This window comes from Maribacter sp. MAR_2009_72, from assembly GCF_007827235.1.
Taxonomy (GTDB): domain Bacteria; phylum Bacteroidota; class Bacteroidia; order Flavobacteriales; family Flavobacteriaceae; genus Maribacter; species Maribacter sedimenticola.
This window is the reverse complement of record NZ_VISB01000001.1, coordinates 150,927-173,486: the sequence shown is the minus strand read 5'-3', so window position 1 is coordinate 173,486 and position 22,560 is coordinate 150,927. Positions and strand designations below refer to the sequence as shown.

The following is a 22,560-nucleotide window of genomic DNA, read 5'->3' as shown; positions in this document are numbered from 1 at the left end:
TTAAAAAGTAATGGTTAAGTTATCAAAAGCCAAATGTACGTTAGGCGGAAGCATTGCTTCTACCTCATCATGAAAACCGAGCAAATGGCTAATATGGGTTAAATATGCGGTTTCCGGGTTTACCTTATTAATAAACTCCAAGGCCTCCTCTAAATTAAAATGGGAAATATGGGGTTGAATTCTAAGGGCGTTTACGACCAATACTTTAGAATGTTTTATTTTTTCCAATTCACTGTCTTCAATAGACTTAACATCCGTTAAATACGTAAAATCTTCAATACGATAACCAAAAACCTGTAGTTTATTGTGCAGTACATTAATGGGGAAAACAGTTTTGTTAACCAATGTAAAAGGACTATTTTTCTTTACCCTATTAATTTGTACCGAAGGTGCACCAGGATACTTATCCTTTTCATTAAAAATATAATCAAATCGTTTTTTCAAGGATTTCAACACGCGCTTATGAGCATAGATAGGTATACTGCCCTGCCGGAAAAAGAAGGGCCTTATATCATCAAGGCCTGCGGTATGGTCAGAATGCTCGTGTGTATACAGAATACCATCCAAATGTTGAATATTATGGGTCAACATTTGCTGTCTAAAATCTGGGCCACAATCAATTACATAATGATATTTGTCCCACGAAATTAAGACGGATACCCGTAATCTTTTATCCTTTGGGTTTTCACTTAAACATACCGGATGTGTACTACCTATGATCGGAATGCCCTGCGATGTTCCCGTCCCTAAAAAAGTAACACGTAAATTATTTGTCATGCTTTACAAATTTAATTCCTTTTTAGTAAAATAAAGGTTCAAAAATTAGAAGATCAGTGTAATTAAAGCGCAATAAAGTGAAGAATGAAAGTAATTCCATTTTTTTGGGGCATATGCCAAATGTAACGTCCATTCTTTATAACTTTGTTAAAAAGATAAACAGGTAAAAATGGCATCCGTATTAAAAAGAGATAGTGTTTTTGAAAACATTCCCTCGATCAAGGCAAAAACGTTACGTATAAATCTAAATCCAGATATTTATGGAACATTTGCTGAGATTGGCGCAGGACAGGAAACAGCGCGCCATTTCTTTAGATCGGGTGGAGCATCTGGCACGATAGCGAAAGCAATGAGTGCCTATGACAAGGATTTCAGCGACGCTATTTATGGCATTGAAGCAGATGGCCGGTATGTAACACAAGCCCGTCTTAAAACTATGCTTACCCATGAAATGCAGTTAATGGAGGAGCGTATAAGTAGGGAAAACCATCCGGACAGATTGTTCTTTTCCTATGCAAACACCGTAGCTACCATAGATTTTTCAAAACGGTACAAAGGTCATGGATGGGTTGGTATACGTTACCAATTGGACCCCAACCAAAAAGAATGGGATGAAATTATATTACATATACGATTTAAACAAAATGAGGCTCGTTTGCAGCAAGAGACCCTTGGAACACTTGGTGTAAATTTAATTTATGGTGCTTTCTATAAGTATCATAAGCCAAAAAAAATGTTGAAATACTTATATGACCATATTGACAAGGATACATTGGAAATTGATATGGTCAATTTTTCAGGTCCAAATTTTAAGGATGTAGATAACCGTTTAATGAGCTTGCAGCTTATTAAGAACAATATGACAGATGCCGTTATGTTTGGCCCGGACGGAAATAACCTGTTGCCTGCCGCAGTATTGTACAAAAAAAATATTTTGGCGTTACGCGGTAGTTTTAGACCCGTTACCAAAGTAAATCTAGACATGTTTGAAAAATCGTATGATATCTTCATACGTGATTCTCAAGTAGACCAGAACAACACCATAGTAATTTTTGAAATTACCCTTTCCAATTTAAAGGCATCCGGTGAAATAGATGAGCAAGACTTCATGGACCGCGCAGAGCTGTTGTGTTCACTTGGTCATTCCGTTATGATCTCAAAATTTCAGGAATACTATAAGCTGGTTGAATATTTCAACAACTTTACCAAAAATAGAATTGGACTTACCATGGGTGTCAATAATTTGGTAGATATATTTGATGAAAAATATTACAGGCATTTAAGCGGTGGAATATTAGAGGCGTTCGGTAAACTTTTCTTTAAAGATCTACAAGTGTATCTATACCCAATGAAGAATCCGGATACCGGACAAATAATGACTAGTAATAATGTTAAGGTACACCCACGTATGAAAGAATTGTATAAATTCTTTAAATACAACGGCAAAGTAATGGATATCATTGATTATGAGCCGGATATCATGCATATTTTCTCTAGAGATGTACTTAAAAAATTAATGAACAATGAGGAAGGTTGGGAAAAAATGCTTCCTGAGGGCATTGCGGAAATTATAAAGGAAAAGAATCTTTTCAGCAGAAAGGATAATGAAGAGGAACTTCAAGAATCATAAAGTCTTTAAATTTTCTTACTTAAAAAAACCGAGCGTCCATAAATTGGGCGCTCGGTTTATTAATTTAATCCTTAAAATTATTCCAATAGTTGTGCTGCATGGTCTTTGGTCTTCACCTTATCTATAACCTTTACAACCATACCATTACCATCTATAACAAAGGTTTTTCTATGTATACCATCATATTCCCTACCCATAAATTTTTTAGGTCCCCAGACCCCAAAAATATTAAGGACCGTATGGTCTTCATCTGCCAATAGCGGAAAAGGAAAATCATATTTACTTTTAAATTTTGCTTGTCTTGCTTCAGAATCTGCACTTACCCCTAAAAGTTCATAGCCATTGGCTTGCAATTCTTGGTAATTATCCCTTAAATTACACGCTTCGGCAGTACAACCGGGGGTACTGGCCTTAGGATAAAAGAAGACGATCAGTTTTTTTCCTTTGTAATCAGAAAGTTTAACCAAATTACCATCTTGGTCCTTTGCTGAAAATGACGGCACTTTATCCCCGACTTTTAATGTATCCATAATAGTAGTTTAAATTTATGTTTAAAATATTTGATTCAAAATTAAACAAAAAATGACTAAAGCAGAAAAAATAGCGTTTACAATCTCTACGTTACAAGAGCTTTATCCTGAAATTCCTGTACCCTTAGACCATAAAGACCCGTATACATTATTGATTGCTGTTCTAATGTCTGCCCAAAGTACAGATGTACGGGTAAATAAAATTACTCCCTTGTTATTTGCAAGAGCTGACAATCCTTATGATATGGTCAAGCTGAGCGTAGATGAAATAAGGGAAATCATAAAACCTGTAGGTCTGTCCCCAATGAAAGCCAAAGGTATATATGGTCTTTCAAAGATATTGATCGAAAAACATGATGGTAAAGTTCCACAAGATCTACCTTCATTGGAAGCATTGCCCGCCGTGGGCCATAAAACGGCTAGCGTTGTTATATCACAAGCATTTGGTATTCCAGCTTTTCCAGTAGATACACATATTCATAGATTACTATATAGGTGGGGTTTTACCAATGGTAAAAATGTAGTACAAACAGAGAAAGATGCCAAACGTTTGTTTCCCAAGGAAATTTGGAACGATTTACACTTGCAGATCATTTGGTACGGCAGACAATATTCTCCTGCCAGAGGTTGGGATCTGGAGAATGATATCATTACCAAGAAAATAGGTAGAAAATCCGTATTAAACGAATATTATAAAAAGAAAAAGACCCGTTAAAAACGGGTCTTTTATTAGTTTAAAAATGTTTCGAAACTTAAATCATTGTGCTCAAATTCGTAAAGCGCCTGAGAATAACTCAACAAGAAATTAATTGTCTTTGGACATACTTTAACAAATTCTGCCTGTTCTTGAAAATTAGAGTAAATTTTTTCCATACTTCCTACGTTGTTACACTAAAATAACGCCGCAAAATTGGAAATATTGTCTACCCTATGTTCTTCCCTCTTAATTCGTAAGAACAATATTGTTTTTGTCGATGATTTTTCTAAGATTAATTAAAGCATAACGCATTCTTCCCAATGCCGTATTGATACTTACTCCTGTATTTTCCGATATTTCCTTAAAGCTCATATCCTTGTAGATACGCATTAAAAGAACTTCTTTTTGATCATCTGGCAACTCTTCTACCAATTGTCTAAGATCTGTATCTATTTGATTTTTGATGAGTTGCTTTTCAGCATTTAACTTATCATCACCTATAACAGAAAAAATATTGAAATCATCGCTACCTTCAAACATTGGCATTCTCTTATTTCTTCTAAAATGATCAATGATCAAGTTATGCGAAATTCTCATTACCCATGGTAAAAATTTACCTTCCTCGCTGTATTTTCCTTTTTTTAAGGTCTTGATTACCTTTATAAAGGTATCTTGGAATATATCTTCTGTAATATCCCTATCCAATACCTTAGAATAGATAAAACTAGTAATACGCTGATTGTGTCTGTTGATCAATATTTCAAGGGCACTTTCGTTACCATTGATGTAATCCCTTACCAATTCTGAGTCTTCAATTTGTAGTTTCATACGAGTTACTTTCTTTTAAGGTTTTAGATTGGGAAAATCTAATTGGTTATTTTGGTTTGCTTTTTAATTCTGATATAAAACTATAGAAAAGGGGTGCTGTTCAAAAAAGTATGTTGTCAAACAGCACTTTTATGATGTGAAACATCGAAAAAGTATATTTCCATACAATAAATAAGAATAAGGAAAGTTCCGTGAGAAATTTAGATATAGCTTTTAAGGACAGTAGTATGTAAAAGAATATTGTTTTGGCCTTACTACAGGACAAATATTAAAATAGGAAAGGAACATTACAATAATGTATACGGTAAGGATACCTTATATATAATTGTATAAAAAAGAAAACCTCTTGAACTTCCGTCCAAGAGGTTTATATTATTTGGTAAGGATGATTAATTTAAATTACTTTCAAATTGTAATCCCTTTGTTTCTGTTATATCCAATGACTTAGAATAGGCCAATAAAAATTCAATAGTTTCTGGTCTGGCTTTTACTAAAGTGCATTTTTCAGTTTTATCGGTGTAAATTTTCTCCATAGTATTTGTTGTTTAGGTTCAACTAAAGAACGATACATTGATGAAGATAGTAGATCCACTCGACCTGTAACCAATTAATTCGTTAAAACTATACTATTGGCCTCAACTAACTTTCTTAGGTTGATTAATGCGTAGCGCATTCTTCCTAAAGCCGTATTGATACTGACACCCGTATTGTCCGAAATTTCCTTAAAACTCATATCCTTGTAGATACGCATTTCCAAAACCTCCTGCTGATCCTCCGGGAGTTCTTTGATCATCCTCACCAAATCAGTATCTATTTGCTCCTTGATCAACTGTCTTTCTGCATCAAGTTTTTCATCACCCAATAAGGAGAAAATATTATAGCTCTCCTTACTATTGTACATGGGCATTCTGTTGTGCTTTCTAAAATGATCAATAATCAGGTTATGTGCAATTCTCATGACCCAAGGCAAAAACTTTCCCTCCTCGTTATAGGCACCTTTTTTTAAGGTACGGATCACTTTCATAAAAGTATCTTGAAAAATATCCTCGGTCAATTCCCTATCCCCTACTTTTGAATAGATAAAACCGGTTAAACGAGAATTATGACGATTTATTAAAGCCTCTATGGCCTTTTCGTCTCCTTGAATATATTTTTTGACTAATTGGGAATCTTCAATCTGTACAACCATAAACTTTACTTTAAGGGTTAAAATGTGGTCCCTATTTCATTTGAACTAGGATACCAGTAGTATTAATTTTAACTTAAAAATGTAAAGTTACTTTATAGGCCGATTAAATTTTATTAGGCTTCAAAGATAGAAAAAAAATAATACTCTTATAATTATGTGAAAATTTCTTCTCAGATTTTAGTTGGCCATCCATTTTTTAGAATAGAAAAAAGGCAAAGCGTATCTTTGTACAATTAGATTTTTATATGCCTACACTTACCGAAGTAAATCCGAAAGAGAACATAATCATTAAGGGAGCAAAACTGCATAACCTTAAGAACATAGATGTAGTTATACCTAGAAATAAACTTGTAGTGATCACGGGTTTGTCCGGATCCGGAAAGTCTAGCCTAGCATTCGATACGCTATATGCAGAAGGACAAAGAAGGTATGTAGAAAGTTTATCATCTTACGCAAGACAGTTTTTGGGCAAATTGGACAAGCCCAAGGTTGACTATATAAAAGGTATTGCCCCCGCAATTGCAATAGAACAAAAAGTAAACTCTACCAATCCTAGATCTACTGTAGGTACCACTACGGAAATATATGATTACATTAAATTATTGTTTGCCAGAATAGGAAAAACCTTTTCTCCCATATCTGGTAACGAGGTAAAAAAACATACGGTTAGCGACATTGTCAACTTTATAAAAACTTTTGACGAGCAAACAAAACTATTATTACTGGCACCCATCCAAATTAGGGAAGACAGGGATACTATTAAATCTCTGGAACTTTTTTCAAAACAAGGATATGCACGTATTAAATATAACAATGAAGTCCTGAGAATTGACCAAGCCCCAAAAGATATAGGCAAAAAATTTGATTTGGTCATAGATCGCATCATTACCAAAAACGATGAGGATTTTTATAATAGATTGGCCAATGCCATTGATACAGCTTTGTTTGAAGGTAAGGGAGAGTGCGTAATAGAGGAATTGGCTACCGGAAAACAGACATTTTTCAGTAATAAGTTTGAACTGGACGGAATGACCTTTCTAGAACCAAATGTACATTTGTTTAGTTTCAACAATCCATATGGTGCCTGTCCAAAATGTGAGGGATATGGAGATGTTATTGGTATTGATGAAGATTTGGTCATTCCCAATACGGCACTTTCAGTCTATGAAAATGCAATTTTTCCTTGGCGTGGAGAAAGTATGGGCTTTTATAGGGACCAATTGGTCAATTCTGCCTACAAATTTGACTTCCCCATTCATAAACCTTGGTATGAACTGACAGAAGAACAAAAGGAGTTGGTTTGGAAAGGCAATAATCATTTCATAGGACTTCATAAGTTCTTTGGTATGCTTGAGGAAAAAAGTTACAAGATTCAAAATAGGGTCATGTTATCAAGATACCGTGGTAAAACCAAATGTAATGTTTGTAATGGTAAAAGATTACGTACGGAGACCGATTATGTCAAAGTAGGCGGTGCCAACATCTCATCATTGGTAGGTCGTTCAATAGAAAAGTTAGGTGAATTTTTCAATACATTGGAGCTAAATGACAACGACGCCAAAATAGCTTCACGCCTATTGATAGAAATTAGGACCCGTCTTGGTTTTTTAAGCAAAGTAGGTCTAAACTACCTGACCATAAACCGAAAATCCAACACCCTTTCTGGTGGTGAGAGTCAACGCATAAACCTGGCAACCTCTTTAGGTAGTAGTTTAGTGGGGTCTATGTATATTTTAGATGAACCAAGTATTGGCCTTCATCCAAAAGACACTGAAAACCTTATAGATGTTTTAATATCCCTTAAAAATTTGGGCAATACGGTTATTGTAGTAGAACATGATGAGGATATTATGAAGGCTGCGGATATGGTCATTGACATTGGTCCTGAGGCAGGCAGCCATGGTGGTAATGTTGTGGCGCAGGGAACATTAAAGGAAATATTAAAATCAGACTCACTAACGGCACAGTACCTCAATGGTAGTATGGAGATTAAGGTTCCAAAAGAACGAAGAACCTCTAAAAATTACATTACTATTAAAGGTGCAAGAGAACATAACCTGAAAAATATTGATGTAACCTTTCCTTTGGATATGTTAACTGTAGTTACGGGTGTTTCAGGTAGTGGTAAAAGTACCTTGGTAAAAAAGTTACTCTATCCAACAATATTAAAAGAAACTGGTGGCTATGGGGAAAAAGCCGGACAGTTTACGGATGTGGAAGGAAAATATAAACATATAAAACATGTTGAATTTGTAGACCAAAACCCAATTGGTAGATCCTCCAGGTCAAATCCGGTTACTTATATCAAGGCATATGATGATATTAGAAATCTCTTTGCAAGCCAAAAGCTTAGTACCATAAGAAACTATCAGGCCAAACACTTCTCATTTAATGTTGATGGTGGTAGGTGTGAAAAATGCAAGGGGGAAGGCGAAATTACGGTAGAAATGCAATTTATGGCAGATGTGCATTTGGAATGTGAAACCTGTGGAGGCAAACGTTTTAAGAAAGAGGTATTGGAGGTAACGTTCAATGAAGCCAATATTGATGATATCCTTAATATGACCATAGATGATGCCATTACGTTTTTTGAAAAAGGTTTACAGAATAAAATCGTTACCAAGCTCAAACCCTTACAGGATGTAGGTTTAGGTTATGTAACTTTAGGACAATCTTCTTCTACTCTATCTGGAGGTGAAGCCCAACGTATTAAATTAGCCTCCTTTCTGATTAAGGGTAGCACCAAGGACAAAGCGCTCTTCATTTTTGACGAACCAACTACCGGATTACATTTTCATGATATTAAAAAGCTTTTGAAATCATTTAATGCGCTGATCAAGAAAGGACATTCCATTGTAGTTATAGAACATAACATTGATTTAATCAAATGCGCCGATTATCTAATTGACCTTGGTCCAGGCGGCGGGGAAAACGGTGGTCATTTGCTGGCCGAAGGAACTCCTGAAGAAGTCTCTAAAAGTAAAAAATCTTTTACGGCCAATTACTTAAAAGATAAATTATAAAGATAAATTAGTTTTATTTATATAGAAACTGAATCTAGTAAATAGCTGTTTATCAACAGTATAAATATAATTTATATTTTTTGGCACGCTGTTTGTAATGATGTAAGGGAATGCGAATAATTGCATTTAGAACCGCTGTCGAAAGGCAGATTTAAAACCTTATATCATGAAAAATTTAGTACTCCTTTTTACGGCGATGATATTAAGCACCACGGGTGTTTTCGCTATCGGTATTAATGAAGATAAGGTTGCTAATAGCAATGCTTATAGATTTGACAACTCCTTCATATTTGTTGAAAACGGAATCACATTTTCGGTGTATCCAGATGGCGAATTTGATTTTTATATTGAAAGTCAAGTAAGCGGTAGTAGAAATGGCATTACGTTCAACTCAGGATATGATTATAGCCCTTTTGCTCAATATGATGATTATGGAGCAGTAATTCAAGTAGAAAACGTACCCATATTTTACGATTATTATGGAAGGGTAAACCAAATTGGTGATGTCCAAATCAATTACAGAAATAACCGTGTACGCAGCGTAGGTGGTATGTATGTGTATTATAACAATCAAGGATTTTATGACTATCATACCGGTTATATCAACATATACAATAGAAATTATGTTTATAGACCTTTCCATAGATGGTTTTCAAGGCCGGCAATTAACTTGTGCCTAGTATATAACAGACCCTATAGAAGATATTATACACCAATTAGGTATTCATATTATAGACCTTATAGAAATAACTTTAGAAGAGCATACGTAAATGTTGGTAAGACATATAGATATAATAAAGTTAGAAATGAAAGAGCTACAATATATAGAAATGACAAGCGTGTAGCGGTCAGGGACAATAATTTACGCAGTAACAGAACAGTAGCTAAGAGAGACAATGGACTTAGAAACGATAAAAGGGTTGTTTCCAGTAATACATCTAGAACAAATAGAAACACTACAATTAATAGGACATCTACCGTAAAACGTAACAATGGTGCGGTTCGTAGTAATGCTAATAATAGAAGTGTAAATAAAAGAGAGGTTACTAGAACTATTGGAAACAATACAAATAGCAAACGTAGTAACAATAATGCAGTGGCTCAAAATGGTCAAAAGAGAACGGTTACAAAAAGAGAGGTAATTAGAACGCCTAGGAGCACCACGGTAAAAAGAACTACTACAACACATAGAAAAGTAAATCCAAATGTTAGAACTCAGCGAAGTACAACGGTTAAACGTTCCGTAAATACACCTGCAAGAAGTAGAAGTGCTGTAAGTAAAAGTACAAGTACAAGGTCAACGGCAAAGACTCCCTCAAGAAGTTATAGCTCAAGATCGGTAAGCAAGGCTCCTTCAAAAAGTTCAAGATCGGTTTCTACGACCACAAGAAGTAGCAGAAGAAATTAAAAATAGTTTTTAGGTTGGTTAGTTGTTTAGCACCGTAATGAATACGTTCATTACGGTGCTTTTTTGTACATGAAACTACTGTTCAAATTCAGGGAATATGTTATAAAATTTTTTTGGCAAAATTGCCTTAAAGTTCATGGTATTATTAGAAATGGGGTGTTGAAATTGTAAGGAATACGCATGTAGATAAAGCCCTTTGCCCCTAAGCTGTAAATTGTCCTTAAAGTAAAGTTTATCTCCCAATATAGGGTTCCCAATAGCATATAGATGTTTACGGAGTTGATGCCTACGCCCAGTCTGTGGTTGCAACTCAACCAAGTTTAAATAGGTAAACCTATCTGACAAGGTTGATTGGATTACAGAAAAAGAAGAAGAAGCTACCTTGTTATCAATGGGTAGCGAAATATGACCGTTTTCTCTCATCTCACCGATTGTAACAGCTAAATAAGTTTTTTTGATTGCCCTATTTTTGAACATTTGATTTAAGGCCACTATTGCACTATTGGTTTTTCCTACCAATAATAGGCCTGTAGTCTCATAATCCAAACGATGAACGGGTTGCGGATCAACAGCATCCTTGGCCATACTAATTTTTAAATTTTGAGGAAGGGCATTGGTTATGGTCAAAAATTTATTGCCGCTCACCAAAATTCCTGCGGGTTTATTAATGACAGCTAAATACTCGTCTTCAAATATAACCTGCAATGATAATTTTAATCGTTTGGAAGGAGTTTGCGTATCTACGAGATATTCTATTTTCTCCCCTCCGGAAATAAATGTTGCGGTAAAAGCCTCTTTACCGTTGACCCAAATAAGTTTCTTTTTAATTGCTTTTTTTAAAGCGGATTTACTAGTAATGCCTTCAAAGATACCTACACCGTATTCTTGTAATCTACTTTTATGAATGTTCTTTGCTACAAAATGGGTCTCTCTAATATGCATAGGTATGAGGATAAAAGAATAGTTGGCAATTAAGTCACAAGTTAGATTTTTGAATTAGAAAAATAAGTTACAGAGTTAAATTATACTAAAATAATCAGTCACCTTTACCACAATCAATCCAACAGTAAAGATTAAAATTCCATGAAGAAAATTAACCATAAGCTCATAAGGCAGATAATCATACTTGCGCTTATACTTTTTCTTGGGGGATTGATCATCACCTATATGTTACCGTACATTTCCGGTGTACTGGGTGCGTTAACCCTTTATGTCATCTTAAGAAAATGGATGATTAAATTATTGAACAAGGGCATGAAAAGAACGTGGGCGGCCACATTATTGATTATTGCATCACTATTAGGAATTTTTATTCCATTGACCGGTGCAGCCTTTATGCTAGGTGCCGAAATTGGAAATTTGGCTGATAAATCCGAAGAAGTTACAAAAGCGCTCAAGGAACAGATATTTAAATTGGAAAAATATGCCGGTTATGACCTATCATCGGCAATTGACCCTAAACAAGCTTCTGGTTGGTTAACAGATAATTTACAAGGGTTTGCCAGTGGAACCTTTACAATCCTAATTTCTTTGGGTATTTTACTTTTTATTCTCTATTACATGCTTCAAAGTCCCAAGAAATTAAAGGATTCTTTATTGGAATATATTCCCTTAAGCAATAAAACCTTGGTCATATTGGGAAAAGAAATAGATAATGTCGTTCGTTCCAATGCTATTGCCATACCATTGGTAGCACTGGCACAAGGAATTATTGCCTTAATAGGATTTTATATTTTTGGAGTGGATAATCCATTGTTTTGGTTTGTTATTGTTACTATAGGTTCTATGATTCCCTTTATAGGCACCTTTGTAGGAATATTGCCGGTATTTATTTTAAGTATGGCCGGCGGCAATGATTTTCAGGCGTGGGGCATCTTATTGTATGGCATATTGGTGGTAGGAATGACCGATAATTTAATTCGATTAGTAGTCTTAAAACAAATTGATAGCACCCACCCATTAATTACATTAATAGGAGTATTGATCGGGATACCTATTTTTGGATTTGTAGGATTGATTTTTGGACCGCTCATTATTAGCCTTTTTCTTGTTATCGTAAAAATTTACAAACAGGAATATGGTATTCAGACCTCAAGTAAAAAAGCAAAACAAAAACTATAGTTAACGCCTTAAAGTTTTATTTATAAATTGATATATATCGTCAGAAATCCTAAATTTATAAAGTACACCTACGTATACCATCAACATTAATAGGCTTTTTAACGCTATGTTCACTATTGGGTGAAAAGGAAAATCTACAAACCAAAATATACACCCTATAGCTACCAACAGTATAAAAACCTTTACAGTTTCCCGGGTAAAAGGGATAATTTTAAACTTGGACCTTACATAGATTATCTTTAAAGTATTGTAAACAAAGAAAGCACTAAAACTTGCAATTGCTGCACCATTTAATCCAAATGTTGGTATTAACCAAAGATTAAAAAGAATAGCCATAAAAGTAAGTAATACCCCAAAAAATAAAATTGAACGGTAATAATCGGAATTATATAGAATAGAATTATTATTACCTAAAAGGGCATCATATACTTTGGCCAAGCCAATCCAAAATACAATCATAAATCCATTTGCATAATTATTGGGAAGTAATTTATAAAGTTCATCAAGATTTAAAAAAATCAACAAAAACAATATCCCGGACACAATGAACAAGGTTAACGAACTTTTCTGGTAAAGGGTTTTTAAAGCAGGTTTTTCCTTGTTGTTGATATAGCTTGCAGTTAATGGGTATGTTATTTGATGCATGGCCCTTGAAGGTACCGCAATAGTAGAAGCAATAAAACCAGAAACTGCATAATAGGCTACGTTATCAATTTCCAGAAAATTGTTCAGCATCACTTTATCCACTTCCAATAGCACAATAGCTGTAGAGCCACCTAATATAATCAAGGCACTGTATTTTACAATATTTATCCAATTATAGGGAAGTGTAAAATTAATCTTGGGCTTACGCAGGTAAAATGCATATACTTTCATGATCAATGTACGCAGTAGATATGCAGTTACAAGGGCATTGATAAAGAAATATACATCAATGACTTTGAACCACAATAAAATCAATAACACGGTTTGGACGATTCTGCAAAAAATCTCCTTCATAAAATTACCGAATATGGATTTCATTCTTATTCTGGCCCAAGCATAGAATATTTCAAAATAGGCCATGGCCATCCCTACAAAGAAAATATGCCATACATAACTACGCACAATGGGGTTTTTATTCGCCAAAATATTGCCTATAAAATCGTTGGCAAAAAAACTAAGGAAGGCAATGGGTATGATTAAAACCAAGGGTAAAAACAAGATAAATGTCAAAAAGCTGTCTTGTTTGGTATGATCTTTAAAACTGGAATAAAATTTAACTACGGTATTGGGGACGCCAAAGGCCAAAATGGGCATAAGTATGGCAGAAACCGATAAAATTACTTGTATTAGCCCATAATTGTCAGGCTTCATAAAACGGGTATACAAAAATAAGGTATTGATTGCCCCAATTGCAAAACCAATATAGGTTACAATAGTATTGCTCAATGATTGTTTAAGTACAATGCCCATTAGATCAATTCTGATAATTTACGGGTCAGTTCCCTTCTGCTATAGGTTTCTATTCCTGAAGATGATATTTTAAGTTCACCTTTTTTATACTGTTCAAACCAACTTAAAAGTACATTTTTAAGTTCAATTTCATCCGTATACTCAAAAATACATCCAGCATTGGTTTCGTTAATTATTGCACCGACCTCCCAACCTTTTGGACCTATGGCAAGTATTGGTCTTTTTGCGGCTATATACTCAAAAAGCTTTCCTGGTATTATACCTTGGGTCTCAATGGAATCTATTTCGGCCAAAAGTAAAATTTGAGACATATCTTGAAAAGCCAGTGCCTTATGATGTGAAACATATCCTACGAGCTCCAAATTATCCTGTAAGCCATAATGTGATAATGAAGATAAAACTTCATCACTTATAACCCCTATAAAACGAAGAAGCAACGCCTTCTTAAACGCTTTGTCCTGGTTCAGTAATTCAGACAATACCTTCCAAAGATTGGTTGGATTTCGACCGGACAACATAGAGCCGATATGGGAAATGGTAAATTTGACATCTAATGTTTTTTTCTGACCTACTCCCCTGTCAAATCCGTTAGTGATAACAGTTATTGGTTGCTCCGTTAAAGTAGTGAACTCTTGCTTTGTTGTAGCACTGGTAACAATGATTTTATCGGCACTATTTAGAACCTTGGATTCCAAACGCTTATGTTTCTGTGCAGCAAATGAGGATAATTTCAATTTTTTATGATACCCTATTGTAGTCCATGGATCTCTAAAATCCGCAATCCAATTAATGGGCATTATTTGCTTCAACCGTAAACCAATTAAATGTACACTGTGCGGCGGACCTGTGGTAATTATTGAGGATATTTGTTCTTTATCGATAATATTGCTTAAAAATTTTACCGAAGGCCCAACCCAAAATTTTCTTGCGTCCGGTACAAAAAGGTTTCCCCTTACCCACAATAAAATCTTTTCTATAAATGACTGATCTTTGGTATTGATAATACCTGCGCTTATCCGCTTTGTTTTTTTTCTTGAAAGTAATTTTGCCCAACGGTAGGGTTCCAAAATTTCATGACTATAGATAGTAATTCCTTCTGGAATATCTTTTAAAAATGATTCATCCACTAATGGATAATTTGGATTCTTTGGAATATAAACTATGGGCTCAACATTAAAATCCCTAAGATACTTAACGAATTTGAGCCAGCGTTGTACACCCGGTCCGCCAGCGGGAGGCCAATAATAGGTAATGACCAGCACCTTCTTCATTAAGCTTCCCCTTCTTTTTTAGTATTCCAAAATGTAAAACCTATTCCGCCTAGAATTATCAAGACCAGTAATATATTGCTGGCCAATGTAATTTTACTTCCTTGAGCAACGACCTGAGGTTCAAATTTAAATTCAATTTTATGCGCACCAGCTGGAATACTTAGAGCGCGTAATACATAGTTTACCTTAAAATGATCAACCACCTCTCCATCAATGTAAGCATTCCATCCATTCTTATAATACATCTCAGAAAATACGGCAACACCTTCATTATTATTATTAGATCTGTATACTAGATGATTGGGCTCGTATGCCGTCAATGAAATGGTGGCAGTGGAATCCATTGGGTAAGTCAATGGTGCTATTTTTTCAAATTGGCTTTCATTGAACACAGCACTATTTTTGGTGTCAAGACTATCCAATGCCTTAATTTCTTCATTGGCATTAGGTACCGGAACCAGTTGCTGTACAAACCAGGCATTTCCATTTGCATTTGGGTTTTCAATAGGAAAAGTTTTTCCTTCTTGATCTTGTCTTATTAAATACTTGACATTGAGCATATTCATGACGGACAGATTTCCATTATAAATATGAAAGTTGAACAAATCTTGCATTCCTGCAGGTTTTGCCGCATGATACCCCGTTATAGTTTGATGAAAATAGGCCGTTTTTGCAGAATCAAATCCATCGGTTTGGTCAAAAACCCTATATACCCCTTCGTCCTTGGCAATGATTTTATTGGCCGCCGATGCTTGAAAAGGTTCCAGCATTTTACGTTTAGAAACAAAATTATCATTGTTCACATAGCGTAAATCAACATTAACCAAGTCAACGACGATCATAAGCCCTATGGCTATTACCAAATAATTTAATTTTATTTTTTCTTTTAAATAGAACCAGATTAACAATGCCGTTACCAAGGCAAAACCTAACGAGCGTAAAAGATCGTTCGTATATACTGCTTTGCGGTCCAGCCTTAACATTTCCGGCAGTTCCTCTAAACCGGTCATCCGTAAATTATCATCTGCCGCACCCACAAAATCAAAACTTCCCTTAAATAAGAAAAGGATAGCCCCAATACCCACTATTACCCCTGTAGCCAGTTTAAGTGACTTGAATTTATCCATAGTAGGGACTTTATCCTTAGCAAGTTTCTTCAAGGCCAATATAGCAAGGATCGGTACACAGAGCTCCAATATGATCTGAATGGAGGAAACCGCCCTAAATTTATCGTATAAAGGAAAATAATCGATCATAAAATCTGTAACGACACTGAAATTCTTTCCCCAAGAAAGTATAAGCGACATTACCGAACCGAAGAGTAACCACCATTTATGTTTTCCTTTTACAAGAAATAGACCTAAGAAAAACAGAAAAAATACTACAGCACCTAAATAGGCAGGCCCGGATGTACCAGGCTGTTCTCCCCAGTATAATGGTAATCCGCTTACAAATTCCAAGGCACTGGACCTTGGTAGTCCCTTATCTATCAAGTAATTAAAAGACTTTGATTCTTCTCCCAAATTTTCCTGACTTGCACCACCAAATAATCGGGGTACAAATAAATTTAATGACTCCGTAATACCATAACTCCAATTGGTGATATAGCTCTTGCTCAAGCCACCTATATTTTGTTTTGGAGAACCATCTGGATTAATGGTCAATTCACTTTTACCACGCGTACTCCAATCCGCATATTCCTTGGTAGCCATTAGTCCAGTGGCATTTGCGGCAATACCCAACGTTACTGCCATTGCTAAAATTCCTACTGATATTCCAAAATGCTTGATTTCCTTTTCCTTGATAGCATATACCAAATACACCACTCCCATAATGAGAACCAATAGCATAAAATAATAGGTCATTTGGTAATGATTGGCTGTAATCTCCAATGCCATTGCCAATGCTGTAAGTACAAAGCCCCACAGGTATTTTTTTCTAAAGACCAAAACTATTCCCGCCAAAAGAACAGGAAGGTAGGCAATGGCATGGGCCTTGGCATTATGTCCGGCACCCAAAATTATTATCAAATATGTAGAAAAACCAAATGCTAGAGCACCTACTACAGCCAAACGATAGTCGACTTTTAAACAGCATAACAAAATATAAAAGCCAAGCATGTATAAGAATAGATAATCTGCGGGCCTTGGCAAAAACCGAATTACCCGGTCTAATTGCTTAATATAATTATGAGGATAATTTGCCCCAAGTTGGTAAGTGGGCATGCCCCCAAAAGCACTGTTGGTCCAATAAGGCTCTTGATCTTTAGCTTTCCTAAAATCATTCTGCTCCTTGGCCATACCGGTATATTGGGCAATATCATGTTGGTACATGACCTTTCCCTGAAGTACGGGGTTAAAATAGGATAGGGCCGCTACTATAAAAAAGGCAATAACAAAAAAATGGATGAAAAAGAATTTTAAGCCTTGCTTCATTTGAAAGATACATAGTGTTTAGACAAAGATAACTAGTCTAGCTCTTCAAAATCAATGTATTCGCCTACTTTTTCCGAATCTCTCTTTTTCCTGGAAGTTTTTTTGTTTATAATGACATCCCCTACTTTCTCCTCTGTAGAAGCACGTTGGTTATCAAAAGCTTGCTTAAAATGGGATTCTGTTTTTTTAGCCGCGTAACTTAAAATTGTAGGTGCAAACAACTTAACTAAAAATTTTAGCAGGTAATACACCAAGAGAATAATTAATATCGTTTTTAAAAAAGCCATTTATTATTACTTAGGTATATCAAAAATACAATTATCACGTTGTATTAGTAGAATCATACTATTAAAATATATATAAAATCGTGTTCATGAATAGTCTATTGGCTTACTCTAAACCCAATTATTACATTTTTGCCATTTTATTGCTTATACCTCTATATGGCCTTTCCCAATATACCGATGTAATAAATTCAAATAGACCTGGACTATCGGTTAGTGCCTATGCGGTAGGAAAGAATGTGGTACAGGCAGAAATGGGTTTATTCTATGAACAGAAAGATCATACTTTGCTCAATACACAATCTGATATTTGGGGTACGGATATTGCCCTAAGATATGGTTTGCTGTTTGAACAACTTGAGCTTAGTTACGAAGGTACTTTTCAAGATCAAGACCTTACCTATTCCAATTTTAATCTTTTGGCCAAGAGAAGGGATTTTTCAAGAAATAGACTAGGGCTGAAATACCTTGTTTATGACCCGTTTAAAAATCCAGAGGCCAATAAACCAAATCTTTACAGTTGGAGAGCCAACCATAAATTTCAGTTTAAAAACCTTCTACCTGCAGTGTCCCTATATGGTGGGGCCAATTTTGTAATTGGGGACAACCCCTTCTATGTAGGGGAACCTACCATATCCTATCGCGGTATGATCGCTACACAAAGCCGACTAACCCCAAGGTTTGTATTGATTACCAATACCGCCTTTGACCGAATAACAACGGACGATCCGGAACTAAGCTATTTAATTTCATTATCCCACGCCTTTAGAAATCCTAAATGGAGCGTTTTTGTAGAGCACCAAGGTATACAAAGCGATCGTTATGCAGATCTATTGTTAAGAGGTGGAATTGCACATTTATTAAAGGAAAATCTTCAGTTGGATTTTAATATGGGGGCAAGTTTAAAAAACACGCCTACCCGAATCTTTTTTGGTTTTGGCGGATCATACCGTATGGATTTTCACAAGGACAGCCTTAAACCCATAGAAGATCAAGAAGCCGATCAAAATGGTGGTGCAATTGACAAAAACGCAATGAAGAAGGAAAAAAGAAAAAAGCGGAAGGGTAACGGTGCTGAGGATATAGACCTAGGACCTTCTAAAAAGCAGCTTAAAAAGTTGAAGAAAAAAGAAAAGAAGAAACAAAAGGAGTCTAGCGAAATAGACTTCTAAATTTGGTACATTTTACTTAGTTCCTACTTTCCTGTTATAATTAATATACCTAATATTGACACTTCTAAAAACGTGTCATGATCAGTATAAAAGAAGCAAAAACAAAGCAAGATTTAAAACGCTTTGTAACCTTTCCTTTTTCCTTATATAAAAACAATAAGTTTTGGGTACCCCCTATCATAAATGATGAACTGGAAAGTTTTGACAAGGACAAAAACCCTGTTTTCAAAGATGCCGAAGTTTGGTTTTATCTTGCCTATGAAGGAAGTAAAATTGTTGGTCGTGTAGCCGCCATCATTAATCATCTAGAGGTGAACGAACAGCAGGTAAAAAAAATGAGATTTGGATGGTTTGATTTCGTCGATGACATAGAAGTATCCAAGGCACTTTTGCAACAGGTAGCAGAAATAGGCAAAAATAATGGCCTAGAATTTTTGGAAGGTCCTGTAGGTTTTTCCAATTTGGATAAGGTTGGAGTTTTAGTAGAGGGGTTTGACCATATTGGCACCATGATCACATGGTACAATCATGCCTATTATAAGGACCATTATGAACAATTGGGATTTGTAAAGGAAAAGGAATACATGGAAAACAAATTTCCTGCTAAAAATGCAGACCCAAAACTGTTTTCCAAATTAAACGATTTGGTCAAGAGACGCTACGGTTTAAAAGAAGTGAACTTTACGAAAACCAAGGAGGTTATGCCATTGGCAGATGAAATGTTCGACCTATTTAACAAAACATACGCCAACCTCAGCTCATTTGTACCTATCACGGAAATCCAAAAGGCATATTTTAAAAAGAAATATATTAGCTTTATCAATCCTGAGTACATCAAGTTCATAAAGGACAAAGAAGATAAATTGATTGCCTTTGCCATTGTCATGCCCTCATTTTCAGAAGCTTTGCAAAAAGCAAATGGCAAATTATTTCCTTTTGGCATTTTTCATCTTCTAAAAGCCAAGAAAAATAGCAAGGATGTTATTTTCTATCTCATAGGAATAGATCCGGAATATCAAAATAAAGGAGTTACCGCAGTAATTTTTAATGAATATTACAAAACCTTTACCGAAAAGAATATTGATATGTGCTATAGAACACCGGAACTAGAGGAAAATCTAGCAATAAAACAAATGTGGAAGCATTTTGACCCGGTAATCTACAAACGTAGAAGAACCTATAAAAAACCGTTATAAATAAAAAAGTCCGTGATCAATTACATCACGGACTTTTTTATTTATTATTTACCAATTTATTCTCCCATTGCTGCAGCTACAGCGGCAGACAATCTTTTATAGGTCCCGTTTTGCAAACGTTCACGTATAGCTGAAAAAGCAGCTAAAGTCTCCTCAACATCTTGTAACGTATGGGTTGCCGTAGGAATTAAGCGTAATAATATCAATCCTTTAGGTATTACAGGATACACAACGATCGAGCAGAAAATACCGTGATTTTCACGTAAATCCTTTACCAAGGCCATTGCTTCTGGAATACTACCGTTTAAATAAACAGGAGTTACACAACTGGTCGTTGTACCTATATCAAATCCATTTTCCTTTAACCCGTTCTGCAATGCATTTACATTTTCCCAAAGTTTCTCCTTAAGCTCTGGTTGGGTACGCAACATCTCCAAACGCTTTAATGCCCCTTTAACATATACCATAGGTAATGATTTAGCGAACATTTGCGAACGTAAATTATATTTAAGATAATCTATTATTCCTTGATCTGCCGCTACAAAAGCACCAATACTGGCCATAGATTTGGCAAAAGTGGCCAAATATACATCTATTTCATCCTGTACTCCTTGCTCCTGTCCTGCACCACCGCCGGTCTTACCCAAGGTGCCAAAACCGTGGGCATCATCTACCAATAATCTAAAATTATATTTTTTCTTTAATGCAACGATTTCCTTCAAGATACCTTGTTCTCCACGCATTCCAAAAACACCTTCTGAAATGACCAAAATACCGCCACCGTTCTGCTCTGCCATTTTACTGGCACGCTCTAGGTTTTTTTCAAGACTATCTACATTATTGTGTACGAATGTAAAACGTTTACCCATGTGCAAACGAACACCATCAATGATACAAGCATGACAATCTACATCATACACTATAATATCATCCTTGGTAACCAACGCGTCTATTACGGACATAAATCCTTGGTATCCAAAATTCAATAAATATGCAGCTTCCTTTTCGACAAAGGCAGCACACTCTCTCTCTAACTGTTCATGAAATTCGGTGTGGCCGCTCATCATTCTAGCACCCATTGGGTAGGCAGCACCGTATTCTGCAGCCGCCTCACCATCTACCTTTTTAATTTCGGGTAGATTTGCCAAACCTAGATAATCGTTAATACTCCAGGTAATAACATCCTTACCTTGAAATTTCATTCTATTAGAAATAGGACCTTCTAATTTAGGAAATACAAAATAACCTTCTGCTTGAGAAGCCCATTTACCTAAAGGGCCTTTATTTTCTAAAATTCTATCAAATAAGTCTTTCATTGCTTAATTCGCTTCTATCTGCAAAAGTAAATAATTTTGATTAGCTAACATAAATTATTTACTACGCAAAAAAGTGGGTTTGAAACCCACTTTTTTTCTATAATTTCAGTACGATTGATTATTTTATAAATTGTATTTCCTGCGTTTCTTCAACGGTTGCCGCATTTAAGAAACCTTGGTCTTCCATCCATTGATCACTATATATCTTGCTCATATAACGGGAACCATGATCGGGAAATATAGCAACTACGTTGCTATCCTTATCAAATGTATTCAGTTCATCCAATTGTTTTAAGGCCTGCATAACCGCACCACTAGTATAACCCACGAAAATCCCTTCAGTTTTAGATATTTCTCGTGCAGTATGGGCACTTTCTGCATCCGTGACCTTAATGAACTCATCTATTGCGGAAAAGTCAGTGGCCCCGGGAATTAAGTTTTTACCAAGTCCCTCTATACGGTAAGGATAAATCTCATTAGTGTCCAACTTGCCGGTCTCATGGTATTTTTTTAATACGGAACCATAGGCATCAACACCAATTACCTTAATATTTGGATTTTGTTCTTTTAAATATCGAGCCGTTCCCGAAATAGTACCTCCCGTACCACTACAGGCCACCAAATGTGTTATTTGGCCACCAGTTTGTTCCCAAATCTCAGGACCGGTCGTCTTATAATGGGCATCCATATTCAACGTATTGAAATACTGATTTATATAAATGGAGCCCTTGGTCTCTTTATGCAATCTTTTGGCAACCTCATAATATGACCTTGGGTCATCTGCACTAACATGTGCCGGACAAACATATACCTTTGCGCCCATTGAGCGTAACATATCTATTTTATCCATAGAGGATTTGGAACTAACCGCCAATATACACTCGTAACCTTTAATGATACTAGCCATGGCTATACTAAAGCCCGTATTACCGGAAGTAGTTTCTATGATAGTACTACCTTCTGTCAACAGACCTGCTTTTTCTGCCTGTTCAATAATATGCATAGCTATACGATCTTTAGAAGAATGGCCTGGATTAAAGGCTTCAACTTTAGCGTAAAAGTTACCGGTAAGGTTTTTGGCAATTTTATTTAATTTGACCAATGGTGTATTGCCCACTAGTTCTAAGATATTATTGTAAGCCCTGATCTCATTTTTCATAAGGGGGATCAATGTTTAGTTTTACACAAACGAAATGTGTAAATATTATTGCTACAAAGCTACTATTTT

General features: G+C 35.6%; 19 protein-coding genes. 7 read left to right on the top strand and 12 right to left on the bottom strand.

The features are described 5' to 3' along the window. Nucleotides 1-777 carry an MBL fold metallo-hydrolase gene (locus JM81_RS00625; protein WP_144800274.1) on the bottom strand — a complete coding sequence of 259 codons (777 nt, stop codon included), beginning with the start codon at nt 775-777 and terminating at the stop codon, nt 1-3. Nucleotides 778-946: 169 nt separating this feature from the next. Between JM81_RS00625 and JM81_RS00620 the strand changes: the two genes are divergently transcribed. Beyond that, a complete protein-coding gene (locus tag JM81_RS00620; RefSeq protein ID WP_089261474.1) occupies nt 947-2,407 on the top strand; it encodes a nicotinate-nucleotide adenylyltransferase in 1,461 nt (486 codons plus the stop codon). Between the two features lie 77 nt (nt 2,408-2,484). On the opposite strand, the gene bcp is transcribed toward JM81_RS00620, so the two are convergent. Continuing rightward, nucleotides 2,485-2,937 carry a thioredoxin-dependent thiol peroxidase gene (gene bcp, locus JM81_RS00615; protein WP_089261476.1) on the bottom strand — a complete coding sequence of 151 codons (453 nt, stop codon included), beginning with the start codon at nt 2,935-2,937 and terminating at the stop codon, nt 2,485-2,487. A 52-nt stretch (nt 2,938-2,989) separates the two neighbouring features. On the opposite strand from bcp, the gene nth reads away from it, so the two are divergent. Continuing rightward, nucleotides 2,990-3,652 (top strand): endonuclease III domain-containing protein, encoded by a 663-nt coding sequence (gene nth, locus JM81_RS00610; RefSeq protein ID WP_144800273.1) that lies wholly within the window; start codon nt 2,990-2,992, stop codon nt 3,650-3,652. A gap of 228 nt (nt 3,653-3,880) precedes the next feature. On the opposite strand, the gene JM81_RS00605 is transcribed toward nth, so the two are convergent. From JM81_RS00605 to JM81_RS00600, 3 genes are all read right to left on the bottom strand, one after another. Further along, complete coding sequence (locus JM81_RS00605; RefSeq protein ID WP_089261480.1) at nt 3,881-4,462, bottom strand: RNA polymerase sigma factor; 582 nt, start codon at nt 4,460-4,462, stop codon at nt 3,881-3,883. A 389-nt stretch (nt 4,463-4,851) separates the two neighbouring features. Continuing rightward, nucleotides 4,852-4,995 carry a hypothetical protein gene (locus JM81_RS18360; protein ID WP_179213203.1) on the bottom strand — a complete coding sequence of 48 codons (144 nt, stop codon included), beginning with the start codon at nt 4,993-4,995 and terminating at the stop codon, nt 4,852-4,854. A 74-nt stretch (nt 4,996-5,069) separates the two neighbouring features. Then, nucleotides 5,070-5,651: an RNA polymerase sigma factor gene (locus JM81_RS00600; protein ID WP_089261482.1), complete on the bottom strand. Its 582-nt coding sequence runs from the start codon at nt 5,649-5,651 to the stop codon at nt 5,070-5,072. Nucleotides 5,652-5,896: 245 nt separating this feature from the next. Here JM81_RS00600 and uvrA point away from each other — a divergent pair, with 245 nt between their 5' ends. Both uvrA and JM81_RS00590 read left to right on the top strand, forming a co-directional pair. Beyond that, nucleotides 5,897-8,674, top strand: coding sequence for an excinuclease ABC subunit UvrA (uvrA, locus tag JM81_RS00595; protein WP_144800272.1), 2,778 nt, complete (start codon nt 5,897-5,899; stop codon nt 8,672-8,674). Nucleotides 8,675-8,840: 166 nt separating this feature from the next. Next, entirely contained in the window at nt 8,841-10,082 is a 1,242-nt protein-coding gene (locus tag JM81_RS00590; protein ID WP_144800271.1) for a hypothetical protein, read from the top strand. Between the two features lie 75 nt (nt 10,083-10,157). Here JM81_RS00590 and JM81_RS00585 read toward each other — a convergent pair whose 3' ends face one another. Next, nucleotides 10,158-11,024: an RluA family pseudouridine synthase gene (locus tag JM81_RS00585; protein WP_144800270.1), complete on the bottom strand. Its 867-nt coding sequence runs from the start codon at nt 11,022-11,024 to the stop codon at nt 10,158-10,160. A gap of 141 nt (nt 11,025-11,165) precedes the next feature. Here JM81_RS00585 and JM81_RS00580 point away from each other — a divergent pair, with 141 nt between their 5' ends. Beyond that, nucleotides 11,166-12,203 (top strand): AI-2E family transporter, encoded by a 1,038-nt coding sequence (locus JM81_RS00580; protein ID WP_089261490.1) that lies wholly within the window; start codon nt 11,166-11,168, stop codon nt 12,201-12,203. Here the strand turns inward: JM81_RS00580 and JM81_RS00575 are convergent, their stop codons facing one another. The 4 genes from JM81_RS00575 to JM81_RS00560 are packed head-to-tail and all read right to left on the bottom strand — an operon-like array spanning nt 12,204 to nt 17,651. After that, on the bottom strand, nt 12,204-13,658 hold the full coding sequence (locus JM81_RS00575; RefSeq protein WP_144800269.1) for a lipopolysaccharide biosynthesis protein: 1,455 nt from the start codon (nt 13,656-13,658) through the stop codon (nt 12,204-12,206). Continuing rightward, nucleotides 13,658-14,929 carry a glycosyltransferase family 4 protein gene (locus tag JM81_RS00570; protein WP_144800268.1) on the bottom strand — a complete coding sequence of 424 codons (1,272 nt, stop codon included), beginning with the start codon at nt 14,927-14,929 and terminating at the stop codon, nt 13,658-13,660. Before JM81_RS00570 ends, JM81_RS00575 begins: the two co-directional genes overlap by 1 nt. After that, on the bottom strand, nt 14,929-17,364 hold the full coding sequence (locus tag JM81_RS00565; RefSeq protein ID WP_144800267.1) for a YfhO family protein: 2,436 nt from the start codon (nt 17,362-17,364) through the stop codon (nt 14,929-14,931). Before JM81_RS00565 ends, JM81_RS00570 begins: the two co-directional genes overlap by 1 nt. Before the next feature lie 32 nt (nt 17,365-17,396). Continuing rightward, complete coding sequence (locus JM81_RS00560; protein ID WP_089261498.1) at nt 17,397-17,651, bottom strand: DUF4834 family protein; 255 nt, start codon at nt 17,649-17,651, stop codon at nt 17,397-17,399. 86 nt (nt 17,652-17,737) lie between these two features. Here JM81_RS00560 and JM81_RS00555 point away from each other — a divergent pair, with 86 nt between their 5' ends. Next, nucleotides 17,738-18,820: a transporter gene (locus tag JM81_RS00555; protein ID WP_144800266.1), complete on the top strand. Its 1,083-nt coding sequence runs from the start codon at nt 17,738-17,740 to the stop codon at nt 18,818-18,820. A gap of 77 nt (nt 18,821-18,897) precedes the next feature. After that, entirely contained in the window at nt 18,898-20,016 is a 1,119-nt protein-coding gene (locus tag JM81_RS00550) for a GTP cyclohydrolase (RefSeq protein ID WP_144800265.1), read from the top strand. 56 nt (nt 20,017-20,072) lie between these two features. Here JM81_RS00550 and JM81_RS00545 read toward each other — a convergent pair whose 3' ends face one another. Beyond that, nucleotides 20,073-21,332, bottom strand: a complete 1,260-nt coding sequence (locus JM81_RS00545) for an aminotransferase class I/II-fold pyridoxal phosphate-dependent enzyme (RefSeq protein ID WP_089261505.1) — start codon at nt 21,330-21,332, stop codon at nt 20,073-20,075. A gap of 118 nt (nt 21,333-21,450) precedes the next feature. Beyond that, a complete protein-coding gene (locus JM81_RS00540) occupies nt 21,451-22,491 on the bottom strand; it encodes a PLP-dependent cysteine synthase family protein (RefSeq protein WP_089261506.1) in 1,041 nt (346 codons plus the stop codon). Between the last annotated feature and the right edge of the window lie 69 nt (nt 22,492-22,560).

What these genes read in the sequence shown, in the direction of transcription:
- JM81_RS00625 (WP_144800274.1), bottom strand. Translation starts at nt 777, where the DNA reads ATGACAAATAATTTACGTGTTACTTTTTTAGGGACGGGAACATCGCAG.
- JM81_RS00620 (WP_089261474.1), top strand. Translation starts at nt 947, where the DNA reads ATGGCATCCGTATTAAAAAGAGATAGTGTTTTTGAAAACATTCCCTCG.
- bcp (WP_089261476.1), bottom strand. Translation starts at nt 2,937, where the DNA reads ATGGATACATTAAAAGTCGGGGATAAAGTGCCGTCATTTTCAGCAAAG.
- nth (WP_144800273.1), top strand. Translation starts at nt 2,990, where the DNA reads ATGACTAAAGCAGAAAAAATAGCGTTTACAATCTCTACGTTACAAGAG.
- JM81_RS00605 (WP_089261480.1), bottom strand. Translation starts at nt 4,462, where the DNA reads ATGAAACTACAAATTGAAGACTCAGAATTGGTAAGGGATTACATCAAT.
- JM81_RS18360 (WP_179213203.1), bottom strand. Translation starts at nt 4,995, where the DNA reads ATGGAGAAAATTTACACCGATAAAACTGAAAAATGCACTTTAGTAAAA.
- JM81_RS00600 (WP_089261482.1), bottom strand. Translation starts at nt 5,651, where the DNA reads ATGGTTGTACAGATTGAAGATTCCCAATTAGTCAAAAAATATATTCAA.
- uvrA (WP_144800272.1), top strand. Translation starts at nt 5,897, where the DNA reads ATGCCTACACTTACCGAAGTAAATCCGAAAGAGAACATAATCATTAAG.
- JM81_RS00590 (WP_144800271.1), top strand. Translation starts at nt 8,841, where the DNA reads ATGAAAAATTTAGTACTCCTTTTTACGGCGATGATATTAAGCACCACG.
- JM81_RS00585 (WP_144800270.1), bottom strand. Translation starts at nt 11,024, where the DNA reads ATGCATATTAGAGAGACCCATTTTGTAGCAAAGAACATTCATAAAAGT.
- JM81_RS00580 (WP_089261490.1), top strand. Translation starts at nt 11,166, where the DNA reads ATGAAGAAAATTAACCATAAGCTCATAAGGCAGATAATCATACTTGCG.
- JM81_RS00575 (WP_144800269.1), bottom strand. Translation starts at nt 13,658, where the DNA reads ATGGGCATTGTACTTAAACAATCATTGAGCAATACTATTGTAACCTAT.
- JM81_RS00570 (WP_144800268.1), bottom strand. Translation starts at nt 14,929, where the DNA reads ATGAAGAAGGTGCTGGTCATTACCTATTATTGGCCTCCCGCTGGCGGA.
- JM81_RS00565 (WP_144800267.1), bottom strand. Translation starts at nt 17,364, where the DNA reads ATGAAGCAAGGCTTAAAATTCTTTTTCATCCATTTTTTTGTTATTGCC.
- JM81_RS00560 (WP_089261498.1), bottom strand. Translation starts at nt 17,651, where the DNA reads ATGGCTTTTTTAAAAACGATATTAATTATTCTCTTGGTGTATTACCTG.
- JM81_RS00555 (WP_144800266.1), top strand. Translation starts at nt 17,738, where the DNA reads ATGAATAGTCTATTGGCTTACTCTAAACCCAATTATTACATTTTTGCC.
- JM81_RS00550 (WP_144800265.1), top strand. Translation starts at nt 18,898, where the DNA reads ATGATCAGTATAAAAGAAGCAAAAACAAAGCAAGATTTAAAACGCTTT.
- JM81_RS00545 (WP_089261505.1), bottom strand. Translation starts at nt 21,332, where the DNA reads ATGAAAGACTTATTTGATAGAATTTTAGAAAATAAAGGCCCTTTAGGT.
- JM81_RS00540 (WP_089261506.1), bottom strand. Translation starts at nt 22,491, where the DNA reads ATGAAAAATGAGATCAGGGCTTACAATAATATCTTAGAACTAGTGGGC.